Annotated in this window: 23 protein-coding genes; 14 read left to right on the top strand and 9 right to left on the bottom strand. The window is 62.7% G+C overall.

Features of this window, described 5'->3' with window-relative positions; all coding sequences use genetic code 11:
- Nucleotides 1-30: 30 nt before the first annotated feature.
- Nucleotides 31-639 carry a TetR/AcrR family transcriptional regulator gene (locus H6X51_RS17080; RefSeq protein ID WP_185268675.1) on the top strand — a complete coding sequence of 203 codons (609 nt, stop codon included), beginning with the start codon at nucleotides 31-33 and terminating at the stop codon, nucleotides 637-639.
- Nucleotides 640-698: 59 nt separating this feature from the next.
- Here H6X51_RS17080 and H6X51_RS17075 read toward each other — a convergent pair whose 3' ends face one another.
- Nucleotides 699-917, bottom strand: a complete 219-nt coding sequence (locus tag H6X51_RS17075; protein ID WP_185268674.1) for a YgdI/YgdR family lipoprotein — start codon at nucleotides 915-917, stop codon at nucleotides 699-701.
- 277 nt (nucleotides 918-1,194) lie between these two features.
- Between H6X51_RS17075 and H6X51_RS17070 the strand changes: the two genes are divergently transcribed.
- Together H6X51_RS17070 and H6X51_RS17065 are read left to right on the top strand one after the other, a co-directional pair.
- Nucleotides 1,195-2,094, top strand: a complete 900-nt coding sequence (locus H6X51_RS17070) for an acetoacetate decarboxylase (ADC) (protein WP_185268685.1) — start codon at nucleotides 1,195-1,197, stop codon at nucleotides 2,092-2,094.
- A 72-nt stretch (nucleotides 2,095-2,166) separates the two neighbouring features.
- Complete coding sequence (locus H6X51_RS17065) at nucleotides 2,167-3,246, top strand: saccharopine dehydrogenase family protein (RefSeq protein ID WP_185268673.1); 1,080 nt, start codon at nucleotides 2,167-2,169, stop codon at nucleotides 3,244-3,246.
- Between the two features lie 17 nt (nucleotides 3,247-3,263).
- Here the strand turns inward: H6X51_RS17065 and H6X51_RS17060 are convergent, their stop codons facing one another.
- Nucleotides 3,264-4,202, bottom strand: a complete 939-nt coding sequence (locus H6X51_RS17060) for an SDR family oxidoreductase (protein ID WP_185268672.1) — start codon at nucleotides 4,200-4,202, stop codon at nucleotides 3,264-3,266.
- Between the two features lie 88 nt (nucleotides 4,203-4,290).
- On the opposite strand from H6X51_RS17060, the gene H6X51_RS17055 reads away from it, so the two are divergent.
- Complete coding sequence (locus tag H6X51_RS17055) at nucleotides 4,291-4,731, top strand: MerR family transcriptional regulator (protein ID WP_185268671.1); 441 nt, start codon at nucleotides 4,291-4,293, stop codon at nucleotides 4,729-4,731.
- 105 nt (nucleotides 4,732-4,836) lie between these two features.
- Here H6X51_RS17055 and acnB read toward each other — a convergent pair whose 3' ends face one another.
- Both acnB and H6X51_RS17045 read right to left on the bottom strand, forming a co-directional pair.
- Nucleotides 4,837-7,431 (bottom strand): bifunctional aconitate hydratase 2/2-methylisocitrate dehydratase, encoded by a 2,595-nt coding sequence (gene acnB / locus H6X51_RS17050; RefSeq protein WP_185268684.1) that lies wholly within the window; start codon nucleotides 7,429-7,431, stop codon nucleotides 4,837-4,839.
- Between the two features lie 296 nt (nucleotides 7,432-7,727).
- On the bottom strand, nucleotides 7,728-8,588 hold the full coding sequence (locus H6X51_RS17045) for a universal stress protein (protein WP_185268670.1): 861 nt from the start codon (nucleotides 8,586-8,588) through the stop codon (nucleotides 7,728-7,730).
- Nucleotides 8,589-8,727: 139 nt separating this feature from the next.
- Between H6X51_RS17045 and miaE the strand changes: the two genes are divergently transcribed.
- Nucleotides 8,728-9,339 carry a tRNA-(ms[2]io[6]A)-hydroxylase gene (gene miaE, locus H6X51_RS17040; protein WP_185268669.1) on the top strand — a complete coding sequence of 204 codons (612 nt, stop codon included), beginning with the start codon at nucleotides 8,728-8,730 and terminating at the stop codon, nucleotides 9,337-9,339.
- Nucleotides 9,340-9,390: 51 nt separating this feature from the next.
- Nucleotides 9,391-10,242, top strand: a complete 852-nt coding sequence (locus H6X51_RS17035; protein ID WP_185268668.1) for a substrate-binding periplasmic protein — start codon at nucleotides 9,391-9,393, stop codon at nucleotides 10,240-10,242.
- Between the two features lie 2 nt (nucleotides 10,243-10,244).
- Here the strand turns inward: H6X51_RS17035 and H6X51_RS17030 are convergent, their stop codons facing one another.
- The gene (locus H6X51_RS17030; RefSeq protein ID WP_185268667.1) at nucleotides 10,245-11,192 is read right to left on the bottom strand and encodes a LysR family transcriptional regulator; all 948 of its coding nucleotides are present in this window, start codon (nucleotides 11,190-11,192) and stop codon (nucleotides 10,245-10,247) included.
- A 170-nt stretch (nucleotides 11,193-11,362) separates the two neighbouring features.
- Here H6X51_RS17030 and H6X51_RS17025 point away from each other — a divergent pair, with 170 nt between their 5' ends.
- On the top strand, nucleotides 11,363-12,571 hold the full coding sequence (locus tag H6X51_RS17025; RefSeq protein WP_185268666.1) for an acyl-CoA dehydrogenase: 1,209 nt from the start codon (nucleotides 11,363-11,365) through the stop codon (nucleotides 12,569-12,571).
- 149 nt (nucleotides 12,572-12,720) lie between these two features.
- On the opposite strand, the gene infA is transcribed toward H6X51_RS17025, so the two are convergent.
- From infA to aat, 3 genes are all read right to left on the bottom strand, one after another.
- Nucleotides 12,721-12,939, bottom strand: coding sequence for a translation initiation factor IF-1 (gene infA, locus H6X51_RS17020; RefSeq protein ID WP_036989719.1), 219 nt, complete (start codon nucleotides 12,937-12,939; stop codon nucleotides 12,721-12,723).
- Between the two features lie 115 nt (nucleotides 12,940-13,054).
- Entirely contained in the window at nucleotides 13,055-13,762 is a 708-nt protein-coding gene (locus H6X51_RS17015; RefSeq protein ID WP_185268665.1) for an arginyltransferase, read from the bottom strand.
- Nucleotides 13,759-14,508, bottom strand: a complete 750-nt coding sequence (gene aat, locus H6X51_RS17010) for a leucyl/phenylalanyl-tRNA--protein transferase (protein WP_185268664.1) — start codon at nucleotides 14,506-14,508, stop codon at nucleotides 13,759-13,761. The genes H6X51_RS17015 and aat overlap by 4 nt, the downstream gene beginning before the upstream one ends.
- Before the next feature lie 175 nt (nucleotides 14,509-14,683).
- On the opposite strand from aat, the gene H6X51_RS17005 reads away from it, so the two are divergent.
- The 7 genes from H6X51_RS17005 to corA all read left to right on the top strand — a co-directional run bounded on the left by H6X51_RS17005 (nucleotide 14,684) and on the right by corA (nucleotide 23,422).
- Nucleotides 14,684-17,074 (top strand): DNA translocase FtsK, encoded by a 2,391-nt coding sequence (locus tag H6X51_RS17005; protein ID WP_235991385.1) that lies wholly within the window; start codon nucleotides 14,684-14,686, stop codon nucleotides 17,072-17,074.
- A gap of 60 nt (nucleotides 17,075-17,134) precedes the next feature.
- On the top strand, nucleotides 17,135-17,722 hold the full coding sequence (lolA, locus tag H6X51_RS17000; protein ID WP_407925986.1) for an outer membrane lipoprotein chaperone LolA: 588 nt from the start codon (nucleotides 17,135-17,137) through the stop codon (nucleotides 17,720-17,722).
- Between the two features lies 1 nt (nucleotide 17,723).
- Complete coding sequence (locus H6X51_RS16995) at nucleotides 17,724-19,061, top strand: replication-associated recombination protein A (RefSeq protein ID WP_185268683.1); 1,338 nt, start codon at nucleotides 17,724-17,726, stop codon at nucleotides 19,059-19,061.
- A complete protein-coding gene (gene crcB, locus H6X51_RS16990; RefSeq protein ID WP_185268661.1) occupies nucleotides 19,058-19,429 on the top strand; it encodes a fluoride efflux transporter CrcB in 372 nt (123 codons plus the stop codon). The genes H6X51_RS16995 and crcB overlap by 4 nt, the downstream gene beginning before the upstream one ends.
- A 38-nt stretch (nucleotides 19,430-19,467) precedes the next feature.
- Nucleotides 19,468-20,751, top strand: a complete 1,284-nt coding sequence (serS, locus tag H6X51_RS16985; protein ID WP_185268660.1) for a serine--tRNA ligase — start codon at nucleotides 19,468-19,470, stop codon at nucleotides 20,749-20,751.
- Between the two features lie 197 nt (nucleotides 20,752-20,948).
- Nucleotides 20,949-22,343 carry a siroheme synthase CysG gene (gene cysG, locus H6X51_RS16980; protein ID WP_185268659.1) on the top strand — a complete coding sequence of 465 codons (1,395 nt, stop codon included), beginning with the start codon at nucleotides 20,949-20,951 and terminating at the stop codon, nucleotides 22,341-22,343.
- 14 nt (nucleotides 22,344-22,357) lie between these two features.
- Nucleotides 22,358-23,422 (top strand): magnesium/cobalt transporter CorA, encoded by a 1,065-nt coding sequence (corA, locus tag H6X51_RS16975; protein WP_185268658.1) that lies wholly within the window; start codon nucleotides 22,358-22,360, stop codon nucleotides 23,420-23,422.
- On the opposite strand, the gene H6X51_RS16970 is transcribed toward corA, so the two are convergent.
- A complete protein-coding gene (locus tag H6X51_RS16970) occupies nucleotides 23,379-25,025 on the bottom strand; it encodes a L,D-transpeptidase family protein (protein WP_185268657.1) in 1,647 nt (548 codons plus the stop codon). The genes corA and H6X51_RS16970 overlap by 44 nt on opposite strands.
- Between the last annotated feature and the right edge of the window lie 74 nt (nucleotides 25,026-25,099).

Here is a 25,099-nt window from a genome sequence, read left to right as displayed (position 1 = left end):
TTGACAATTGTCATTTTCAGAATTCATCGCATGAATACAGCAACTACCGTTCAACGACGCTATCGTGGCTCCGCCGTGGACGAGCGCCGTGCTCTGCGGCGCCAGCAACTGATCGATGCTGCAACGCAGATCTATGGTCGCCATGGCTATCGGCATTCCGGGGTCAAGCAGGTGTGCGATGCGGCGGGTCTGACCCAGCGCTACTTCTATGAATCCTTCGAGCATAGCGACGCACTGCTGATCGCCTGTTACCAGCAGGCGACCCAGTATCTACGTGAACGCAACATGGCTGCGGCGCAAGCGGCTGGCGATGATCGGCTGTCACGCAGCCGGGCGATGCTGAGCAGCTATTTCCAGACCCTGAAGGACGAGCCCAATCTGGCGCGGCTGTTATTGACCGATATCCGCGGCATCAGTCCACAGGTGGACCAGGTCATTGCCGACGCCCTGCGCGCCAGCAGCGATGACATGACCAGGGCGCTGGCCCGGCCGGGACAGCAGTTCGACGAGCTGTTGCAGGCGGGCATTCTGGGCGGGGTGATTCATATCGCCTTGCACTGGATGGCCAGCGGTTACGCTCAGCCGGTGGAGACGGTCACCGATACGGCGATGAAGTTCGGGGTGTCGTTGCTGCAATAAGCTGTGTAGGGCCCGGATAGGGCAGTCGGCCTCCGCGGGCGCGGAGGCGACAGGTGGGATCAACGCTCCTTGATTTCGCGCACGTCACCCTGAGGGATCTGGTTCATGCGGCCGCTTTCGTCCTCATACTCGATCATGCCGGTGTCGTCATCGATCTCCGGCTTTTCATCCGCCTCGATGATCTGTCCGTCGCTGGTGCGGATAAGGTGATCGTTGGAACAGCCGGCCAAGGCAAACATACCGGTGATGCAGAACGCCGCGATTATCCATTGCTTCATGTCGTAACCCTCTTGATTGCGTCATATTCAGAGCAAGTACACAATTTGTGACAGGGTTTTGCCGGACCGGTTCCGCTTGTTTCCTCGCGCATTGAAAAATGCCGCGCAAGAATGGGGGGCCGATACTGAGGATTGACATTAAAGTTAACTTCAATCTTATGCTTCGTGGTGATGTCATTCAACCCGAGACAACACCATGAAAAGTACTTCCCTTGCTCCCATCTTCGGCGCCTGCCTGCTGGCCGCTGCCACATTCGTGCAGGCCGCCGACACCACCATGATCCAGATCGGTGACCATGATGTACCCGTCGTGAAGGGCGGGCTGTATGACCGCTTCCGTTCCAATCCGCCGCTTTCCGTCATCGCCGCGGAGTCGCCTGATACCGATCTCAGCTGGTTCAGAGGCATCACCAAGGAAAAGGTCGATATGGGTTTTGCAAGCTATTCGCCGAACTTCTATTACGAAAACAGCCGGGTGACGGCGATCTTCACCGCCGACCTGGCGCGGCTGCGCGAGCTGATGCCGCCCGGGGTGCTGGAGCAGGTGCAGCCCCTGCAGATATGGCCGGGCAGGGGCGTTGTCGCGCTGACCGCCTATGCCTACCACTATTGCGACAACGACAGCTATAACGAGATCGGCCTGTCGGTGGTGACCAACAAGCCCGGTTCGTCCAATTGGGGACCGTTCTCCCTGATGGGCCAGTCGTTTGCCGATGACTTCTGGGGCTACGTGCTGAAGCTGCCGGTCGATACCGAACTGGCCGAGGTACGTGGCGTGGTTGGCTACAACCTGCCCAAGTGGCTGACGCGCATCGACTATCGCGAGGGCGAGAGCAACGTGATCGTCAACATTTTCGACAGCGAAACCGGGAAGCTGGGCGTGACGCTGGAGACGCAGAAGCTCGACGTTTCATCCAGCAAGGAGGCGCTGGTGACGAACAGCTTCACGAATATCGACCAGCAAGGGCAGCTGACTACCGGCTACACCACCTCCCGCCAGTTGCGCCACGGCAGTAGCTCCAGCGCGGATGATGTGAAACTGACACTGACCGACGGCAGCCTGTCGCGCTTCATCGAGTCGCTGGATCTGGGGAGGATGGTCAAGTACGAGTACGTGCCCGACTTCCAGGCAGCATTGTATGCGCCCAAGCCCCTTGCGAGCGCTACCGGGAAATGACACAGCCATAGGTTCGGGAAAGGTCCGATGAATGACCTCAGCAGCCGTAAGGCTGATACCAGGAGTAATGCAATGAGTGAACGCAATGCTGACCCCACCGCCATGCAGTGGATGATCTATGGCGCCAACGGCTATACCGGCGAACTGATCGCCCGTGAAGCGGCACGGCGCGAGCTCAAGCCAGTGCTGGCGGGCCGCAGGCGTGACAGTGTCGAGGCGCTGGCAGCTACCCTGGGACTGGAAGCCCGTGCTTTCGATCTCGATGACGTGGCAGCCCTGACCGGGCAGATTGAAGGCCATGCGCTGGTACTCAACTGCGCCGGCCCGTTCTCGGCGACGGCTGCGCCGATGATGGAGGCCTGTCTGCGGGCCCGCGCGCATTATCTGGATATCACCGGCGAGATCGCGGTGTTTGAACTGGCCCAATCGCTCAATGCCCGGGCGCAGGACGTGGGTGTCGTACTCTGTCCTGGCGTGGGTTTCGACGTCATTCCCACCGATTGCGTTGCCGCTGCGCTGAAACAGGCGCTGCCGGATGCGACGCACCTTGCGCTGGGCTTCGATTCGCGCTCGGGTTTCTCCCCCGGCACCGCCAAGACCTCTGTCGAGGGCCTGGCACAAGGGGGCAAGGTGCGTCGTGACGGCAGGATCATCACCGTACCGCTGGCCTGGGAGGTTCGCTCCATCGACTTCGGTGACGGCGAGAAGCAGGCGATGACGATCCCCTGGGGTGACGTATCCACCGCTTACCACACCACGGGTATTCCAAACATTCAGGTGTTCATTCCGGGATCACCGCGCATGATCGCCAGCGCCCGACGCGCCAACTATGTCCGGCCGATCCTCGGACTGGCGTGGGTGCAGAAGCTGATCAAGGCGCGCATCGCCAAAACAGTGCGCGGGCCCAGCGAAGAGAAACGCGCGCAGATGCCCACTTTCGTCTGGGGCGAGGCGATCAATGCACGAGGGGAGAAGAAGACCGCGCGCATCCGTACCGATAATGGCTACAGCCTGACAGTAACCGGCTCGCTGGCCGTGGTGGAACATCTGATGACCACCCGACCCGCCGGCGGCGCGTACACGCCGGCCAGGCTGGTAGGCGCTGATCTGGTAGGGCGGTTGCCTGGTTCAGGGCCGCTGCAGATCAGCTAGGTCTTCCCGGGGCAGCATCATGATGATCTGCCCCCGCCAGCCCGGCGGATCAGCTCCAGACCCTCTCGATAGGTGGTCACCTGGAACTCGGGGAAGCGGCGCTTGAATTTCGTGGAATCGAACAGGTTGTCCTGTTCGTAGCGGGGCAGCAGTTCCCTGATCTCGCGCACCGGCTTCGAGAAAAGCCCGACTGCGGTCAGCGCCCACTTGCTGATGACGCTATGGGACGGTTCCCGTTCGAAGACCTGGCTGGCCATCGCGACGAACTCCCTGTACGTTGGCCGGTCGTCGCAGCACGGCAGGTGCCAGGTCTGGCCGAACGCATCGGGTGCATTGCCCAGGGCTGCCAGCGCCCGGCTCGCATCGGGTGTCCAGATGAGTGTGCGGCGCGTATCGTCGCGTACCGGCACGCGCGGCGTCTTGCCGGCCTGGAGTTTCTCGATGACCAGCGCGTTGGTGAAGCTCTGCGTCTTGCCCGGGCCGTAGAACTCGGGCGCCCGGCCAATGAGCACGGGGATCTCTCCCCGCGCCATCTCTTCAAGCACCATGGAGGCCATGGCGGCACGCACTTTGCCCTTGCGACCCACCGGGGCAAAGGGTGTTTCCTCGGTCAGCAACCGCGCATCCTGCGGATACATGTAGGTGTTATCGAAATAGGCAAAGCTGGCCCCCGCCGCACGGCATGCATCCAGGGCGTTCTTCAGCATCGTGGGAAACTGCGCTTCCCACAGCCTGGTGTCCGGCGGCAGCCCGGCGGTGAAGTAGACGATGCTGCTGCCCTTGACCGCATCCAGGGTCTGCGTCGGGTTGAGAAGATCGGCGGATACCAGGGTATCGGTATCGTTGACCTTGCGCGGATTGCGACTTACCAGCCGTACATCCCTGGTGTAGTTGCGCTGTAGCTCCCGCGCCAGCTCCGTAGCGATCTGGCCGTTCGCGCCCAATATCGTTTGCATGTGCTCCACCCCTGTGCTGTGATGGCCAAAAGATTAACCTTCAAGCAAGGTTTAGTGTCAAGCGACATGCTACTCGGAGTATCTCGACATGAAGATTGGAGAACTGGCAGAGCGCACCGGTCTGGCGCGCTCGCGCATTCGCTTCTACGAACGTATCGGCCTGCTGAAGGCGGTCGAGCGCCAGGCCAACGGTTACCGCAGCTATCCTGATGACGCTGTATTGGTACTCAAGCTGATCAAGGTCGGGCAAGCTGCCGGCTTCAGTCTGGACGAGCTGCGTACGCTGCTGCCCAGCGATCTGGCCAACTGGGAGCATGGCTCCCTGCTCGACACGCTGCGGCGCAAGGTGCAGGACATCGAGGCGCTGCAGCTACAGCTCGCGCAAAGCAAGGCCCAACTGGTTGAGCTCATGCAGCAGATCGAAGCCAAACCGCAGGATATGGATTGCGCTGCCAATGCCCGGCGCGTGTTGTCGGAGATGCGCCTGGCAAAACCGGATAGCGCCCCGACTCCCACGCCCCTTCGCTGACTGGCCCCACAAAAAATGGCCCGGAGGGTGGCCGCCAGGGGTGACAGGCCACAAAAAAGCCCCGCGCTGGTTACCCAGGCGGGGCTTTTGACTGATCGTGGCTGATCAGATTTCGGTCACCGGAATGCTTGCAGCTGCTTTCTGGTAGGACGCGATTTCGTTGAAGTTCATGTAGCGATAGATCTCGCTGGACATGCTGTTGAGATCAGCAGCATAGGTCATGTATTCATCAACGCTCGGCAGGCGGCCCAGGATGGCAGCAACCGAGGCCAGTTCGGCGGAGGCCAGGAAGACGTCAGCGCCATCACCCAGACGGTTCGGGAAGTTCCGTGTGGAGGTGGAGACAGCAGTCGACTTGGCGGCGATGCGCGCCTGGTTACCCATGCACAGCGAGCAGCCGGGCATTTCCATGCGCGCGCCAGCCTTGCCGTAGATGCCGTAGTAGCCTTCCTCGGTGAGCATCCACTGATCCATCTTGGTCGGCGGAGCCAGCCACAGACGGGTCGGCAGAGCGTCCTTGTTCTTCTCCAGCAGCTTGCCGGCGGCGCGGAAGTGACCGATGTTAGTCATGCACGAACCGATGAACACTTCGTCGATCTGGCGACCAACCACGTCGGACAGCAGGCGGGCGTCGTCAGGATCGTTCGGCGCACACAGGATCGGCTCCTTGATCTCGGCCAGGTCGATCTCGATGACCGCTGCGTACTCGGCATCGGCATCGGCTTCCATCAGCTCCGGCTTGGCCAGCCAGGCTTCCATGGCCTGGGCGCGACGCTCCAGGGTACGGGCATCGTCGTAACCTTCGGCAATCATCCAGCGCAGCAGGGTGATGTTGGACTTCAGGTACTCGGCGATAGCGTCTTCCGGCAGCTTGATGGTGCAACCTGCAGCGGAGCGCTCGGCGGAGGCGTCGGACAGCTCGAACGCCTGCTCGACAGTCAGGCCGGTCAGACCTTCGATCTCGAGAATACGGCCGGAGAAGATGTTCTTCTTGCCTTTCTTCTCAACGGTCAGCAGACCTTCCTGGATCGCGTAGTAGGGGATGGCATGTACCAGGTCACGCAGAGTGATACCCGGCTGCATTTCGCCCTTGAAGCGCACCAGTACTGATTCCGGCATATCCAGCGGCATGACGCCGGTGGCAGCGGCGAAGGCCACCAGACCGGAACCGGCCGGGAAGGAGATGCCCATCGGGAAGCGGGTGTGGGAGTCGCCACCGGTACCGACGGTGTCGGGCAGCAGCATGCGGTTCAGCCAGCTGTGGATGATGCCGTCACCCGGACGCAGCGCGACACCACCACGGTTGTGGATGAAGTCGGGCAGGGTGTGGTGGGTGTTGACGTCGATCGGCTTCGGATAGGCCGCGGTGTGGCAGAAGGACTGCATCACCAGGTCGGCGGAGAAGCCCAGGCAAGCCAGGTCCTTCAGCTCGTCACGGGTCATCGGGCCAGTGGTGTCCTGGGAACCGACAGTGGTCATCTTCGGCTCGCAGTAGGTGCCAGGGCGAACGCCCTCGACGCCACAGGCCTTGCCCACCATCTTCTGTGCCAGGGTGTAACCCTTGTCGCTCTCGGCAGGGGCTTCTGGCTTGCGGAACAGGTCGGAACCGCCCAGGCCCAGCTCGGCGCGGGCCTTCTCGGTCAGGCCGCGACCGATGATCAGCGGAATACGGCCACCGGCGCGTACTTCGTCGAGCAGCACCTGGGTCTTCAGTTCGAAGGTGGTGATGACTTCGTCAGTGCCGTGCTTGCAGACCTTGCCTTCGTAGGGGTAGACGTCGATGGCGTCGCCCATGTTCAGGTCGTTGCAGTCGAACTCGATCGGCAGGGCGCCGGCGTCTTCCATGGTGTTGTAGAAGATCGGGGCGATCTTGGAGCCGAAGCAGTAGCCACCGGCGCGCTTGTTCGGTACGTAGGGGATGTCGTCACCGAAGAACCACAGCACCGAGTTGGTGGCGGACTTACGCGAGGAACCGGTACCGACCACGTCACCGACGTAGGCGACCGGCAGGCCCTTGGCCTTGACCGCTTCGATCTGCTTCAGCGGACCGGTCACGCCTGGCTCGACCGGCTCGATACCGTCGCGGGCCATTTTCAGCATCGCCAGGGCGTGCAGCGGGATGTCCGGGCGCGACCAGGCATCGGGAGCCGGGGACAGGTCGTCGGTGTTGGTTTCGCCGGGTACCTTGAACACGGTCAGGCTGATCTTCTCGGCCACCGCAGGCTTGTTGGTGAACCACTCGCCATCAGCCCAGGATTGCAGGACTGCCTTGGCGTGCGGGTTGCCATTCTTGGCGCGCTCGGCGACGTCGTGGAAGGCGTCGAACATCAGCAGGGTATGCTTGAGCTGTTCGGCGGCGGTGGCGGCCAGCTCTTCGTTATCGAGCAGCTCGACCAGGGTGGCGATGTTGTAGCCGCCCTGCATGGTGCCCAGCAGTTCAACAGCGCGGACCTTGTTCAGCAGCGGCGATGTGGCCTCGCCCTTGGCTACTGCGGACAGGAAAGCGGCCTTGACGTAGGCGGCTTCATCCACTCCCGGCGGAACGCGGTTGGTGAGCAGATCAAGCAGGAATTCTTCTTCGCCAGCCGGCGGGTTTTTCAGGAGATCAACCAGACCAGCGGTTTGTTCGGCATTAAGCGGCTGAGGCACGACGCCTTGAGCGGCGCGTTCTTCAACGTGTTTGCGGTAGGCTTCAAGCACAATAATTACCCTCATCAGTCTGTTCCGTTTGTGACGGAACGGTCATCCTCACGGACCTGGGATGCCGAAAATAGGGATGGGTGCAAGCGCAGGCCCGATCTGGTGGGGGGCAACCTGGTTTACTGGGGTAACAGAATACGGTTGCGGGCAAACGCCTGTACACATGCACTCACGGCGGGCAGGAATTCTACAGGAATAGGCGCATAAAGTTAAGGCAGACGGTGTTACAACCTTCGTTGCATTATCGGCAAGGGACAAAAGGTCGCGGCCCGCAGGCGGGCCGCGATGCACCGGAACTATTTTTCCAGCAATTGCTCCAGGTGGTCGATCATGTCGTCGGGTTTGAGCACCAGTACGTCGCCGCTGAGCTGATCGAGCACGACCTCCGCAGTGTTGCCGATCAGGGCGCCGGAAATGCCGGTACGCGCAACAGTACCGATCACGGTAATGCTAGCGCCGATCTGCTGGGCAACCTTGGGGATCAGGGTGTCAGCCGGGCCCTCGTCGATATGGGTGTTGGCTTCACTGAGGTTGTACTGCTCGACATAGCGGGCGGCCTTGTCGCTGAATATCTTCACGATATTCTCGCGCAGTTGATAGACCGGGTTGGCGGACGACAACATGGGCGCCGGATGGGCACTGATCAGGTGCAGCTCGCCGTTGATCATGTCGGCGATATCCGCCGCGTAGCTGACGATGGTGTCATGCAACTGATAATGCTCATCGTCATGGCTGCCCAGATCGACCGCCGCCAGCACCTTACCTTGTATCCAGGAGGCATTGCCCTTGGCCAACAGCACCGGGGCAGGGCAGTAGCGCAGCAGCTTCCAGTCGTCCGGCGTCAGTAGGGCTTTCTTCAGCGGGTTGTCCGGCAGGTGCTGCTTGATGACCAGGCCGCAGCCCTCGGCCATCAGCGTACGCACTATGGTGTCGGTCAGGTTGCCGTCCCAGGCTTGGGTGTAGCTGGCACGAATGCCGGCGGTTTCCAGGCTTTCACAGAGTTCGTCCATCAGGACGGAGAAGTCGCTGCGGTTCTCGCAGACCAGCAGATGCAGCTCGGCGCCAAGATAGCCGGCGAGTAGTTTGGAGCGCACCAGCGCCACATTGTCTTCCCTGGTGGGGTCGATCACGACCAGTATTCGTTTGATGGTTTGCATGGCTTCTCCCTTCCGATCGCCTAGATGTATCTAACAATGTAGACGTTTTTCACCCGTATGCCGTTGACCTGGAGCAAGATGACGAACTGTCGTATATCCGTATAATTGCCGGTCCCATCCACCTGGCTGACACCAATACATGACTCTTCCCGACCACTTGCTCGCTTTTCTGCGTTGCACCACCCCGCAGGCCTGGGTCCGGCAGGCCCTGCAGCACCCCGAAGAACTGCTGATCGACCATGCCAACTGTGAGAAGAAGGCCGCCTCGACCGCGTTGAACCTGATGTTCCGCTATATCGACAAGCCCGATTTGTTGCAGAAGATGTCACGCCTGGCACGTGAGGAGCTGCGGCATTTCGAGCAGGTCACGGCGCTGATGAACAAGCGCGGGGTCGTCTATCGCGGGCTGTCGGCCAGCCATTACGCGCAGCGTCTGCGTCAGCATGTGCGTACCGTGGAGCCGGGGCGCCTGATCGATACGCTGATCGTCGGCGCCTTCATCGAGGCGCGTTCCTGCGAGCGGTTCGCCTGCCTGGCACCGCATCTGGACGAGGAACTGGCCGACTTCTACCGTTCGCTGCTCAAGTCCGAGGCGCGGCACTACGAGGATTACCTGAAGCTGGCCCGGGCCTATGCCGATGGGCCGATCGATGAGCGCATCGCCTTCTTTGCCGAGGTCGAGGCGCGTGCGGTGCTGGAGGACGATGCTGAGTTTCGCTTCCATAGCGGTGCCATCGATTCGCCAGCTTGAGCTGGATCGCTATACTGCGAACAGCAGCACATGATCAGGGGAGGGCGGTTGATGGCGGTACGCAGAGGATTCATTGACAGGAAGTACCTGGCGGCAGCGTTCGCGCTGGCGCTATTGACGCCGAGTACCGCGAGCCTGGCTGCCGGCGGTGCATGTGAACGCATCGTGGTGTCTGGCAATTCCCAGTATCCACCGCTGCTGTGGGTCAATCCCGACGATCCCAAGCGCCTGACCGGAGCCGCGGTGGAATTGCTGGAGATGGCACTGGAGGGCAGCGGCATCCATGTCGACGTGCTGAATGTCGGGCCTTGGGCCCGCGCCCAGGAAGAGGTGCGCAGCGGCCGGGTGGATATGCTCGCCGGTGCCTTCCTGACGCCGACCCGGCTGATGGAGATGGACTATGTGCACCCGCCGTACATCGAGGTTCCCAGTGTCATCTTCGTCAAGCGCGGCGAGGCCTTTCCCTACAGCGGCTGGGATGATCTGCGCGGCAAGCAGGGTAGCTCGCTGGTCAACAACAGCTTCGGCACGGCATTCGATACCTATGCCGCCGATCACCTGGATATCAACACGGTTCCGTCCATCGAGCAGTCCTTCGAGCTGCTGCTACGCGACCGTGCCGACTACGTGATCTACGAGCGGCACCAGGGGCTGGCCCTGGCGGCGCAGATGAACATTCTCGACCAGTTGGACATTCTCGAAGGCTCGCTGATCAACGAGCCACTGTATTACACCATCTCGCACAACTCGGCGTGCAATTCACCGGCGCTGCGTGCGGCCCTGGCCGAGGGCGTGTACCGGATGGTGCGCCAGGGCGAGCCGCGCCGGCTGCTGGAGAAGTATCGGGAGATATGGGCAGCCCGGTTCGCGCCGATTCCGGAGGAGGAGCCGGCGCTGGAGTGAACTCAGGTCGCGCTCGGCAGTACCGCTTCGCGCTCCTTGGCCATCTTGCGTTCGAGTTGCTGTGACAGCTCGATGATCTGCTCGCGCATCCAGCGGTTGGCCGGGTCCTGGTCGGTGCTTTCGTGCCAGAACAGATGGGTCTGGATCGGCGGAATGTCCTCGATCGGCAGCTCGACCCAGTGCAGATTATGGCGACGGGCGAAGCGCTCATTGACGGTCATCACCATATCGGTCGACTCCAGCACCAGGGGCGCCATCTGATAGTGCTGCGAGCGCAGCACCACGCGCCGCTGAATGCCCATCTTGCCCAGCGCCAGGTCCACATGGCCAAGGCCGTTGCGGCGGCTGGAGATATGGATGTGCGACTGCGCCAGGTAGTCATCCAGGGTGATCCGGTCCTTGCCGGCCAGCGGGTGGCCCTTGCGCATGATGCACACGTAGCGGTCCTCGAACAGGCGCACATGGCGCACCTGGGGGTCGGTGTTGAGCGGGGCATCGATGGCGAAGTCCAGGCGTCCGGCGGCGAGCTCCTTGGTGGTTTCGCGGCGGCGGGTGAGGAAGCTGTCGATATTGATGTTCGGTGCCAGGCGCCGGATACGGGCGGCCAGGTGCGGCAGGATCACCGCCTCGGTGAGGTCGGTCATGCTGATGCGATAGGTCTTGTTCGCCTCGTTGGGGTTGAAGCTGCGGCTTTCCTGTACTGATACACGCAGCAGCTGCAGGGCGTGACGTACCGGGGTGATGATGTTCTGTGCCATCGGCGTGGGCACCATGCCCTGGGCGGTGCGCACGAACAGCGGATCATTGAAGGTGTCGCGCAGCCGGGCCAGGGCGTTGCTCACCGCAGGCTGGGTGATACCGACGATCTGCCCCGCGCGGGTCAGGTTCGCTTCTGTATAGATAGCGTCAAATACAATGAACAGGTTCAGGTCCACTTTACTGAGGTTCATCGCAGCATCCTTCGTTGGCTCGTTTATAGGCTCTTATATAAGGGGGCTATGTATATATTGCTTATGAATCTTTATACACGCCGAAAATAGATTAGGTAAATTTGTTTGTCTCATCTACCTTTTTTGTACCTCAGATACATATGTACAACAAACCAGAAAAGGTAAATGGCATGGATTTCGGATACTCCCCCAAAGTCAAACAGCTGCGCGAGCAGGTGGATGCCTTCATGCAGGAGCATGTGTTTCCTGCGGAAGCCATCTTCCATCAGCAGGTCAACGAAGGTGATCGCTGGCAGCCCACCGCGATTGTCGAGGAGCTGAAGGTCAAGGCTCGCGCAGCTGGTTTGTGGAACCTGTTTCTGCCCGAGTCGGAGCTGGGCGCCGGTCTGACCAACCTGGAGTATGCACCGCTGGCCGAGTTGATGGGCCGTTCGGGGCTGGCTTCCGAAGCGTTCAACTGCAGCGCACCCGATACCGGCAACATGGAGACCATCGTTCGCTACGGCAGCGAGGAACACAAGGAAAAATGGCTCAAGCCGCTGCTGGCGGGCGAGATTCGCTCCTGCTTCGGCATGACCGAGCCGGGCGTGGCGTCCTCCGATGCCACCAACATGCAGGCCAATGCACGTCGCGAAGGTGACGAGTGGGTGATCAATGGTCGCAAGTGGTGGACCTCCGGTGCCTGTGATCCGCGCTGCAAGATCATGATCTTCATGGGTCTGACCAATCCCGATGCGCCGCGCCACCAGCAGCATTCGATGATTCTGGTGCCGATGGATACCCCCGGCGTCAAGGTGATCCGCCCGCTGCCGGTGTTCGGCTATGATGACGCACCGCACGGCCATGCCGAGGTGGTGCTGGAGAACGTGCGGGTTCCCTACAGCAACGTGCTGCTGGGTGAGGGCCGCGGCTTCGAGATCGCCCAGGGTCGCCTCGGGCCGGGTCGTATCCACCACTGCATGCGTTCCATCGGCGCTGCCGAACGGGCGCTGGAGCTGATGTGCAAGCGGGCGACCAGTCGTACTGCCTTCGGCAAGCCGTTGGCGCAGCTGGGTGGCAATATCGACCTGATCGCCGAGTCGCGCATCGAGATCAACCAGGCGCGCCTGCTGACGCTGAATGCCGCCTACATGATGGATACCGTTGGCAACAAGATCGCCAAGAGCGAAATTGCCCAGATCAAGGTGGTGGCGCCGAACGTCGCCCTGCGGGTGATCGACCGGGCGATCCAGATGCACGGCGGAGCCGGTGTGTCGGAGGACTTCCCACTGGCGCACATGTATGCGATGCAGCGCACCCTGCGCCTGGCCGACGGTCCGGACGAAGTGCACCGTGCCGCGATCGGCAAACTGGAAGTGGGTAAGTACATGTCGCGCTGATCTGGCGGCAGGCAACACGGCCGTGTGCAAGCCATCGTGCTTGCACACGGCTTTTTGCATTCAGGGAAGGGTAAGATGCTCCGGAAAGAGCCGGCGCCCCGGAGGAGCCAGATGGAAAGGTCGGGGCGTTGCGGACGCGTGCCTGCGGATCAGCGGGCGCGGTAGGTGATGCGACCCTTGGTCAGGTCGTAGGGGGTCAGTTCAACGCGTACCTTGTCACCGGTCAGAATACGGATGTAGTTCTTGCGCATCTTGCCTGAAATGTGGGCAGTCACCACGTGGCCGTTTTCCAGTTCAACGCGGAACATGGTATTCGGCAAGGTGTCAACGATGGTGCCTTCCATTTCAATACTGTCTTCTTTCGCCATTAAGCAAAGGCCTCTCAAATGTGTTGCCAAGGCGGACCGTCAGGATGAAGCCCGCAAAAAAGGTGAGCAATTGTGCCTCAAATGCAACCAACAGCCAAGTTTTGACCGGGATTTTTCAAGTGATGCGAATCCAGCGCTGGTTGACCAGCATCTCCAGCGGTCGGTATTCGGTCTTGTAGCTCATCTTGCGGCAGTTCCTGATCCAGTAGCCGAGGTAGATGGCCGGCAAGCCCGCCCGGCGCGCTTCCTCGATCTGCCACAGGATCGCGTAGCGACCAAGGCTGCGGCGGGACTCGCCAGGATCGAAGAAGGTATACACCGCCGACAGCCCGTTGCCCAGGCGGTCGGTTACCGCCACCGCCAACAGGCGTCCATCCAGGCGGAAGGTGTTGAACTCGCAAAAGTCGTCCTGACTGACCAGGAACGAGCGGAACTGTTCCTGGCTCGGCGGGTACATGTCGCCGTCGGCATGGCGCGCCTTGATGTAGCGGGCATACAGCTGGTAGATCTCATCGGTCATCAGCGGGCGGATGGTTTCCACCTGCAGGTCCCGGTTGCGCTTGTAGATGCGCTGCTGCTGGCTGCTGGGCGTGAAGTCGGCCACCGGGATGCGCGCCGGGATGCAGGCCTGGCATTGGCCGCAGTGCGGGCGATAGAGATGTTCGCCGCTGCGGCGAAAGCCCAGTTCCGACAGCCGGCTGTAGGTGTGATCGTCAATGCGCTGGTGAGGGTCGAGAAACAGGGTGACCGCCTGCTCATCCGGCAGGTAGCTGCATTGGTGCGGTTGCGTGGCATAGAATTTCAGGTGCGCCAGATCAGTCATGTCGATCGCTCTGGAGTGGGTTCCCCAAGTATAGAAGCTGCGTCCAGAGCTTCCATTCCGGGGCGCCCCCAGCAGTCCGGTGCCTGCAGGGCGCACAGCTGTTGCAGCCGCGCGAGGAAGGTGGCCCGGGGAATCTCGCGGGCGCCGAGACTCTGCAGGTGCTCGGTAGGCATCTGGCAGTCGATCAGTTCGCAGCCTCCGGTCCGCAGGTGGTGTGCCAGGGCGATGAAGGCGGTCTTCGAGGCGTTGCTGCTGCGGCTGAACATGGATTCGCCGAAGAAGGCCCTGCCCAGCGCCACGCCATACAGGCCGCCGACCAGTTGATCGCCATCCCAGACCTCCACCGAGTGGGCCATGCCGCTGCGATGCAGCTCCAGGTAGGCGCGCTGCATCTCGTCGGTGATCCAGGTGGCATCGGTATAGTCACGCGGCTCGGCGCAGGCGCGGATCACCGCGGCGAAATCCCGATCGAAACTGATGCGAAAGGGCGTTCTGCGCAGGAACTTGCGCATGCTGCGCGAGACGTGTATCGCCTCAGGGGCCACTACCGTGCGTGGGTCGGGTGACCACCACAGCAGCGGCTGGCCCTGCTCGTACCAGGGGAAGATGCCCCGGCGGTAGGCCGCCAGCAGCCGGTCGGGGCGCAGATCGCCACCCACCGCGAGCAATCCGTTGGGGCTGTCCAGCGCTTCATGGGAAGGGGGGAAGTCCAGGCTGTCTGGATCCAGCCACCTCAGTTCGGTCATGCAAAATCCTGTACGATTCTCTCAAACGGTTTATCAAGAAGCTTCGTTAAGTTATTGTCACAGATCAAGATAGTTCCCGTAATTTGTGGAACGCAACCCATCTTTGCAGGTCAATCCATACGATGTTCACAGAACCTGTACAATACGCAGCTGAGTCACGATGGAAACCAGAGCGTTGAAGGATACCCGATCCCACAAAGGCCAGCACTTTGCCTGGCGAGAACAACTCAGCCTGCGCCTGCGCGAAGGGGCATTGCTGGGGATGATCGCACTGTGCCTGTATCTATGCATGGCGCTGTTCACCTATAACGTCGGAGACCCCGGCTGGACCCGCAGCAGTGGCGAGATGGCGGTGCAGAATGCCGGCGGGCGCATGGGCGCGTGGATCGCCGATGTGCTGCTGCTGGTGCTCGGCTACCTGGCCTATCTGTTCCCGCTGATCGTCGCGGTCAAGGTCTGGCAGATGTTCCGCCGACGGCATCTACCGTTCGTCTGGAACGGTTGGCTGTTCTCCTGGCGACTGATCGGCTTCGTACTCACATTATTGGCCGGTACCGCCCTGGCGGCGCTGCACGGCACCGCGCATGCGCGTTTCCCCGAGGGCGCTGGCGCCGGCGGGGTGCTGGGCCAGTTGTTGCGCGACCTGTCCTATCCGGTGCTGAACATGCAGGGCAGCACCCTGGTGTTCCTGACGCTGTTCCTGTTTGGTCTGACGGTATTCACCAACCTGTCCTGGTTCAAGGTGATGGATCTGACCGGGCGTCTGACCCTGGACCTGCTGGATCTGCTCAAGCGCGGCTGGGCCGGCTGGCGTGCGCGGCGAGCGGCGCAGCAGGCGGTGCCGGGCTACCAGGCACCGGCGCCACGGCGCGAACCTGTGGTTTCCAGTGAAGAGAAGCGCCAGGCCGAGGCGGCACGCGCACAACGCCAGGAGGCGCTGGTCAAGCATGTCGCCGCCCAGGAAAAACGCCAACCACCAAAGATCGAGCCGCTGGATACCAAACCGGTTCCGGCCAGCGTGCGTACCCAGAAGGAGCGCCAGGCGCCGCTGAGCTTCGAGCCGGTGGTGCCCGGCTCGCTGCCACCGATCGCGCTGCTCGATCCGCCGAGCAAGATCAGCAAGGGTTTCTCCCCCGAGTCGCTGGAGGGCATGTCGCGGCTGCTGGAACTCAAGCTCAAGGACTTCGGCGTCGAGGCCGAGGTCGAGAAGGTGCAGCCGGGTCCGGTCATTACCCGTTTCGAAATCCAGCCCGCACCTGGCGTCAAGGTCAGCAAGATTTCCAACCTGGCCAAGGACCTGGCGCGCTCGCTGGCGGTGATCAGCGTGCGCGTGGTGGAGGTCATTCCCGGCAAGACCACCATCGGTATCGAGATCCCCAACGAGGACCGCGAGATTGTGCGCCTGTCCGAGGTGCTGCAGACCCGCGAGTTCGACGAGGCGCAGTCAGCGGTGCCGCTGGCCCTGGGGCATGACATCGGCGGCAAGCCGGTGTTGGCCGATCTGGCCAAGATGCCGCACCTGCTGGTGGCCGGTACCACCGGCTCGGGTAAGTCGGTCGGGGTCAACGCGATGCTGCTGAGTATCCTGTTCAAGTCGCATCCCGAAGATGTACGACTGATCATGATCGACCCGAAGATGCTCGAACTGTCGATCTACGAGGGCATCCCGCATCTGCTGTGCCCGGTGGTCACTGACATGAAGGAGGCGTCCAATGCGCTGCGCTGGTGCGTGGCCGAGATGGAGCGCCGCTACAAGCTGATGGCGGCCATGGGCGTGCGCAACCTGGCCGGCTTCAACCGCAAGGTCAAGGACGGGCAGAAGGCCGGCGAGCCGCTGACCGACCCGTTGTTCCGCCGCGAGAGCGTGGATGATATCCCGCCGGAGCTGGAGACTCTGCCGGTGATCGTGGTGGTGATCGACGAATTCGCTGACATGATGATGATCGTCGGCAAGAAGGTCGAGGAGCTGATCGCCCGTATCGCGCAGAAGGCGCGGGCGGCCGGTATCCACCTGATCCTGGCGACCCAGCGGCCGTCGGTGGACGTGATCACTGGTCTGATCAAGGCCAATATTCCCACGCGGATCGCCTTCCAGGTGTCCAGCCGCATCGACTCGCGGACCATTCTCGACCAAGGTGGCGCCGAGCAGTTGCTCGGGCATGGTGACATGCTGTACATGCCGCCGGGCACCAGCCTGCCGGTGCGGGTGCATGGCGCCTTCGTCTCCGATGACGAGGTGCACCGCCTGGTGGACGAATGGAAGCTGCGCGGCGAGCCGGACTATATCCAGGACATTCTCGACGGTGCCGACGAGGGTGGCTCCGGCGGTTTTGACGGTGGCGGCATGGGCGGCGAGGGCGAGGAGGACGATCCGCTGTACGACGAGGCGGTGCGCTTCGTCACCGAGACCCGGCGTGCGTCCATATCCTCGGTGCAGCGCAAGCTCAAGGTTGGTTACAATCGCGCTGCGCGCATGATTGAATCGATGGAAATGGCCGGTGTCGTAACACCAGCAAACACCAACGGCTCGCGCGAGGTGATCGCGCCGCCTCCCGTACGAGACTAGACGCCCAAAATGATCAGCACCTTACTGCGTTCCAGTATTATCGCGCTGTGCCTGGTGGCCATGCCACTGGTGGCCAGCGCAGACGACCAGGCCCGCGCCGCCGAGCGGCTCAACGAGCTGTTGTCCCGGGCCAAGACCATGACCGGCGGTTTCTCGCAGATGACCCTCAGCGCCAATGGCGCCAACCTGCAGGAAACCACCGGCACCCTGGCACTCAAGCGCCCCGGCATGTTCCGCTGGCACACCGACCCGCCGCTGGAACAGTTGCTGGTGTCTGATGGCGAGCGTATCTGGCTGTACGATCCGGACCTGGAGCAGGTGACCATCCAGAAGATGGACAAGCGCCTGAGCCACACCCCGGCGCTGCTGCTGTCCGGCGACGTCAGCCAGCTGCAGGAGAACTTCAACATCGAGTGGAGCGAAGGCAGCAGCGTGGTCGACTTCACCCTGACCCCCAAGGAGGCCGACTCGATGTTCGACAACCTGCGGGTATCCTTCAGCGACGGGGTGATCAACGACATGCAGATGAGCGACCCGGTCGGCCAGCGCACCAACATCCTGTTCCGCAACGTGCAGCTGAACCAGACGCTGGATGACGCGCAATTCACCTTCGATGTGCCCGATGGAGTCGATGTCATCAGTGAGTGACATGGATCTGTTCGCCGCCCGCACACCGCCCCATCAGCCGCTGGCGGCGCGCATGCGCCCGGCCAGCCTGGATGAGTATGCCGGCCAGCAGCACCTGCTGGGGCCGGGGCGTCCGCTGCGGGTGGCGCTGGAGCAGGGCGCGCTGCATTCGATGATCTTCTGGGGACCGCCCGGGGTGGGCAAGACCACCCTGGCCAAGCTGCTGGCGACCCTGGCCGATGCGCATTTCGTGACCATTTCCGCGGTGCTGGCGGGGGTCAAGGACATTCGCCTGGCAGTGGATCAGGCGCGCCAGCACGCGGCGCAGAACGGCCGCCAGACCATCCTGTTCGTCGACGAAGTGCACAGGTTCAACAAGGCCCAGCAGGACGCTTTTCTGCCCTATGTCGAGGATGGCACCCTGTTGTTCATCGGCGCCACCACCGAGAACCCGTCCTTTGAACTGAACAACGCGCTGCTGTCCCGGGCCCGGATTTATGTGCTCAAGGCGCTGGATGAGCAGGCATTGGATGCCTTGCTGTCCCGTGCCCTGGCCGATGAGCAGCGCGGGCTGGGCCAGCACCAGCTGACGATCAGCGCTGAAGCACGGAGCATCCTGATCGGCGCCGCCGACGGCGATGCCCGCCGCCTGCTCAACCTGCTGGAGATCGCCGCCGACCTGGTGGCCGATGGCGGCAGCATCGATGTCGAGCTGGTCGGTGACCTGCTGAACGACAACCGCCGGCGCTTCGACAAGGGCGGCGAGGCCTTCTACGACCAGATATCGGCGCTGCACAAATCGGTGCGCGGCTCCGACCCGGACGCCTCGCTGTACTGGTACGCACGGATGATCGATGGCGGCTGCGACCCGTTGTACATCGCCCGCCGGGTGGTGCGCATGGCCAGCGAGGATATCGGCAATGCCGATCCGCGCGCGCTGACCCTGTGCCTCAATGCCTGGGACGTGCAGGAGCGCCTCGGCAGTCCGGAAGGGGAGCTGGCGGTGGCCCAGGCGATCGTCTACCTGGCCTGTGCGCCGAAGAGCAATGCGGTGTACATGGGCTACAAGATGGCGCTGCAGGATGTCGCCGGCCAGCCGTCGCTGGAGCCGCCGCTGCACCTGCGCAACGCACCGACCAAACTGATGAAGGAACTGGGCTACAGCCAGGGCTATCGCTACGCCCATGACGAGCCGGAGGCCTATGCCGCCGGGGAGGACTACTTCCCCGAGGAAATGCAGCCGCGCCGCTACTACCAGCCGGTCAATCGCGGGCTGGAGCTGAAGATCGGCCAGAAGCTGGAGTATCTGCGTGGCCTGGACGCCGCCAGCACCAGCAAGCGCCGCCCGGAGCAGCCATGATCGGCACGCTGCTGGCGATTGGCCTGGGTGGCGCGCTGGGCGCGCTGTCACGCTACGGCATGACCCTCGGCGTCGGACTGCTGTGGCCGGGCGCCTTTCCGTTGGCGACCTTCCTCATCAACCTGCTCGGATGCCTGGTGATAGGTATACTATACGGCGTGTGGCTGAACCGCCCGGAGCTGTCGCCATTGCTGCAACAGGGACTGACCGTCGGTTTCCTGGGTGCCTTCACCACATTTTCCACCTTCTCCCTGGACGCCTGGCGTCTGCTGGAGAATGACCAGGGCTTCATGGCCCTGGGCTATATCCTGCTCAGTGTGTGTCTCGGTCTGACCGCCACCTGGGCCGGCCTGATGCTGACGCGCTAGTCGCCAGGCTGTAACCCGTAACCAAAAGATGATGCCCCATGCTTGATCCAAAACTGGTCCGTAGCCAACCCCAATTGATTGCCGAACGCCTTGCCACCCGCGGTTTCGAGCTGGACGTCAGTCTGCTCGAAGCGCTGGAAGCCCGCCGCAAGTCCGTGCAGACCCGCACTGAAACCCTGCAGGCCGAGCGCAACAGTCGTTCCAAATCCATTGGCCAGGCCAAGGCGCGCGGCGAGGATATCCAGCCGCTGCTGGCGGATGTCGATCGCATGGGTGAGGAGCTGGCCGCGGCCAAGCAGGAGCTGGAGGCCATCCAGGCGGAGCTGGACGCCATTCTGCTGGCGATTCCCAACCTGCCGGACGACAGCGTGCCGGTCGGTGGCGGGGAAGACGACAATGTCGAGGTACGCCAGTGGGGTACCCCGCGCAGCTTCGATTTCGAAGTCCGCGATCATGTCGCCATCGGTGAGCTGCATGGCTACCTGGACTTCGAGACCGCCGCCAAGCTGTCCGGCGCGCGCTTTGCGCTGATGCGCGGGCCGATCGCCCGACTGCACCGGGCGCTGGCCCAGTTCATGCTCGACCTGCACGTCAATGAGCACGGCTATGAAGAGGTCTACACCCCGTACCTGGTCCAGGCCGAGGCGCTGCAGGGCACCGGCCAGCTACCCAAGTTCGAGGAGGATCTGTTCAAGATCAGCGCCGGCGAGGATCAGCGCGAGCTGTACCTGATACCGACCTCCGAGGTGTCGCTGACCAATATCGTCAGCCAGAGCATCCTTGATGCCGACAGCCTGCCGCTGAAGATGACCGCGCATACCCCGTGCTTTCGCAGCGAGGCCGGCTCGGCCGGGCGCGATACCCGCGGCATGATCCGCCAGCACCAGTTCGACAAGGTCGAGATGGTGCACATTGTCAGGGCGGATGACTCCATGCGTGCACTGGAAGAGCTCACTGGCCACGCCGAGGATGTGCTGCAACGCCTCGGCCTGCCGTACCGTGCCATGGCATTGTGCACCGGCGACATGGGCTTTGCCGCAGTCAAGACCTACGACCTGGAAGTGTGGATTCCCAGCCAGAACAAGTACCGCGAGATATCCTCCTGCTCCAGCTGCGGCGACTTCCAGGCACGGCGCATGCAGGCACGCTGGCGCAACCCGGAAACCGGCAAGCCGGAGTTGGTACATACCTTGAATGGTTCCGGCCTGGCGGTGGGTCGCACCCTGGTCGCTGTACTGGAGAATTACCAGCAGGCCGATGGCAGCGTGGTCGTGCCCGAGGTGCTGCGCAGCTATATGGGCGGGCTGGAACGTATCGGCTGAGGCAACTGATCGCGCCGGGGGAGGTGTTCTCATCAAGCATTCCCCTGTGCCTCCCCCCGCGCAGCCGTCATTGCGAGGAGCGCAGCGACGTGGCAATCCATGCACACTCTGCGTTGCCGGCCCGCGCTGGATTGCCGCGCCCTTCGGGCTCGCAATGACGATGTTTAACGCTGGCAGCTCATTTGGGAGAAGTGCATATGGATTTTCTGCCTCTGTTCCATCATCTGGATGGCCGGTTGGTATTGGTGGTTGGCGGTGGCGATGTCGCCCTGCGCAAGGCGCGTCTGCTCAGGGAGGCGGGGGCCGTGCTGCGGGTAGTGGCGCCGGAGATAGAATCGGCGCTGCGCGAACTGGTCGAGCAGGGCAGTGGTGAGTGTCATCTGCGGATCTACCAGGCTGACGACCTGGAAGGGGTCAACCTGGTCATCGCTGCCACCGACGACCAGGCCATCAATGCCCAGGTCTCTGCCGATGCCCAGGCGCGGCACCTGCCGGTCAACGCAGTGGATGCACCGCAACTGTGCACTGTGATCTTCCCGGCCATCGTCGATCGTTCGCCACTGATGGTGGCCATTTCCAGCGGTGGTCACGCACCGGTGCTGGCGCGCCTGACCCGCGCCCGCATCGAGACGCTGTTCCCGCACTCCTGGGGGCGGCTGGCCCAGCTGGCCCAGCGTTTTCGCGCCCAGGTCAAGGCGGCCTTTCCCGGTATCAATCAGCGCCGGGTGTTCTGGGAGGACGCCTTCCAGGGTGATATCGCCGAGCGGGTATTCGCCGGCCGCGAGGCCGAGGCCGAACAATTGCTGATCGAGCGTCTGCAACAGCAGCAGGGCCAGCGTTACCACGGCGAGGTCTACCTGGTCGGTGCCGGCCCCGGCGATCCGGACCTGCTGACCTTCCGCGCCCTGCGCCTGATGCAGCAGGCCGACGTGGTACTGCACGATCGGCTGGTGCCGGATGCGATCATCGACCTGTGCCGGCGCGACGCCGACCGCATCTATGTCGGCAAGGCGCGCGCCAATCACGCCGTGCCGCAGGAGCAGATCAACCAGCTGCTGGTGCGCCTGGCCCGTGAAGGCAAGCGGGTGCTGCGGCTCAAGGGTGGCGACCCGTTCATCTTCGGGCGCGGCGGGGAAGAGATCGAGGAGCTGGCGGCCAACGGCATTCCGTTCCAGGTGGTGCCGGGCATCACCGCGGCCAACGGCTGCTCGGCCTACGCCGGTATTCCCCTGACCCACCGTGATCATGCGCAATCGGTGCGCTTCGTCACCGGGCATCTCAAGGACGGCACCACCAACCTGCCGTGGCAGGAGCTGGTGGTGCCGGGCCAGACCGTGGTGTTCTACATGGGGCTGGTCGGCTTGCCGGAAATCTGCTGGCGGCTGATCGAGTTCGGCCGTGATCCGGCCACCCCCATTGCACTGATCCAGCAGGGTACCACCGCGCGGCAGAAGGTGCTGACCGGAACCCTGCAGAGCATGCCGGGACTGGTCGAGCAGACCGAGATCAAGCCACCGACCCTGCTGATCGTCGGTGAAGTGGTCAGCCTGCGTGACAAGTTGAAATGGTTCGAAGCGAAGGACCAGGATTGATCCGGGGAGGCGGCATGGCTCGAAAGCTGGTAGTCAAGCGCGGTGGCAAGGTCGGGGCGCCACCCGGCACCCTGGTGCACATCGGCAAGCACAAACCGGCCAGTGCGGTTATCCGGCTGATAAGCTACGGTCCCGATGAGCTGCAGGAATGCGTCATCGATAACGTCAGCCAGTGGCAGCCGGAAACCGACGAGGGCCGCATTGGCTGGCTGAACGTGGATGGTGTGGCCGACACCTCGGTGGTACAGAGCCTGGGCGCGACCTTTGGGCTGCACCCGCTGGTCATGGAGGATATTCTCAACACCGACCAGCGCCCCAAGGTGGAGGACTACGAGGGCTATCTGTACATAGTGCTGCGCATGCTGCAGTTCGATCAGGGCCGCCAGCAGATCCATTCAGAACAGTTGAGCCTGGTGCTCGGGCCGGACTTCGTACTGTCGTTCCAGGAGCGCCCGGGGGATGTCTTCGAGGGAGTGCGCGAACGACTACGGGCTGGGCGGCGCATTCGTTTCATGCGCACCGATTACCTGGCCTACGCACTGCTGGATGCGGTGGTGGACCACTATTTCGAGATGCTGGAGTTCATCGGCGAGCAGGTCGAGGCGCTGGAGGACCAGCTGATCAGCGCCCCGGGACCGGATACCCTGGCGCGGATCCATCACTACAAACGCGAGATGTTGCTGCTGCGCAAGTCGATCTGGCCGCTGCGTGAACTGCTCAGCCGGCTGACCCGGGATGAAAGCCCGCTGATCTCCAACGAGACCCGGCTGTACCTGCGCGATGTGCATGACCACGCCATCCATGTCATGGACAGTATCGATACCATCCGCGAGCTGCTGGTCAGCATGCTCGACCTGTATCTGTCGAGCGTCAGTAAGCGCATGAACGAGATCATGAAGGTGCTGACCATCTTCGCCACGCTGTTCATGCCGCTGACCTTCATCGTCGGCGTGTACGGCATGAACTTCGATGTCATGCCCGAATTGCACTGGCGCTGGGGTTACCCCGCGGTGATGGCGGTGATGCTGTTGATCGTCATCGGTCTGCTGCTCTTCTTCCGCCGGCGTCGCTGGATCTGAGCACCCCGTCCAGGGCCTCGGCCAGCTTGCGGTCCAGGCCATAGGGGTCCGGGGTGAAGTACAGTTGTCCGTCCGTGTCTGCCTGGGCCGTCCAGTAGGTCAACAGCACCTGCGGTCCGTTGGCCACCCTGACTTCCCTGGTTCTGCCACTGGCCAGTTGCTGCTCGATCTGCTCGCGCTGCCGTGCATCCAGACTGTGGAACAGGTGGTCGGCCAGGTCCGTGGCCTGTTCTACCCGCACGCAGCCCGAACTGACATTGCGTACCGCACGGGCGAACAACGACTGGCTGGGCGTGTCGTGCAGGAACACGGAGAAGGGGTTGTCGAAGCGGAATACCATCTGTCCCAGGGGGTTGTCCGGCCCCGGCGGCTGGCGCAGCATCACCCCACGCGGGTTGCTCCAGTCGATATCCGCCGGATCCAGCCGATTGCCCTGCGGATCCAGCACCTGCAGGTCGCGCTCGGCGAAATAGGCCGGGTTGGAGCGGATCTGCGGCAACTTGTCCTCGCGCATGATGGTCGGTGGTATGGTCCAGCTGGGGTTGAGCGTGACCCGGTTGATCCGCGAGTCCAGCAGCGGTGTGGCCCGATTCGGGCTGCCTGACTGGACCCGTGATTGCCAGCGGATATCGTTGCCCTCATAGAGAACCGCGTTGCTGCCGGCGGAGTTGACCAGCAGGGCATGGTGATGGCGCCGGGCATCCAGCCAGCGCAGGCGCTCCAGATTGATCCGGACCTGCAGCAGCCGGTCGGCCGGGCTGATGTTCAGCGCGGCAACGGTTTGCCTGCCGACAAGACCGTCGGGCTGCAGGCCATGATCGGTCTGGAATGCGCGCACCGCCTGTTGCAGGGGCAGGTCGTAGCTCAGCGGCTGGGCCAGGACCGGTTCGGCGGAGGGCAGTAGCGGCTCGGTAAGCGGGCCGGCGCTGGCCAGCGGCTTGAGATAGCCACTGACCATCAGTCGCTGGGCCAGTTGCGCCAGCCGCGGGTCGTTGCTGCCGGGCTTGATCGTCGGACCATCGGCAAAGGCGGGCACCGCTGGCGGGTCATGGTCCATCGCCTGGTAGGCCTGGCGCAACTGGCGGTACAGCGGCAGGCCCGGGCGGGCGCTGTCGAACGCCTCCTGCATGTCCTGCAGGCCGATCACTCCCAGGCCGGCCACGCTTACCCGCACCGGCGGCAGCAGCGAGGTGGAGGTCCACACCGGTTCATGGCGCTGCTGGTCGAGCCGACCGCGACTCAGGTGCTCCAGTGCCTGCAGGTACAGCGCGCTCTGGCGCAGTTCCCGGCACAGTGCATCTTCCGCAGAGTCGCGTTCGGCGACATATTGCCGCGGGTTTAGCCCGTCATGCGCCAGATCCAGCAACTGCTCATGCAGATCGCGGGTGCGCTTGCTGTCCTTCCACAGCGGAGTGTAACCGTTGGCTTCGTACAACTGCTGCAGCGCCTCCTGGACAGGCATGCTGCGCAGCTCGGGCAGTGATGGACAGCGGGCGGCCGGATCATCGGCCAGTACCTCCTGGATCGGTGTCAAGGCTACGTTGACGGTGAATTCTGCCTTGGCGGGCGTGACAGCCCAGGCCAGGCAACTGACGAATAGCACTGTACATTTTTTGAGCAACAGGTAATCTCCCAACCACACTTTGGGGGCGCACTGTTCCATTCGGCCTTTCACGC

Source organism: Halopseudomonas xiamenensis, from assembly GCF_014219065.1.
Classification (GTDB): domain Bacteria; phylum Pseudomonadota; class Gammaproteobacteria; order Pseudomonadales; family Pseudomonadaceae; genus Halopseudomonas; species Halopseudomonas xiamenensis.
The sequence above is the reverse complement of the archived record's forward strand: the minus strand, read 5'-3'. Positions and strand labels throughout refer to the sequence as shown.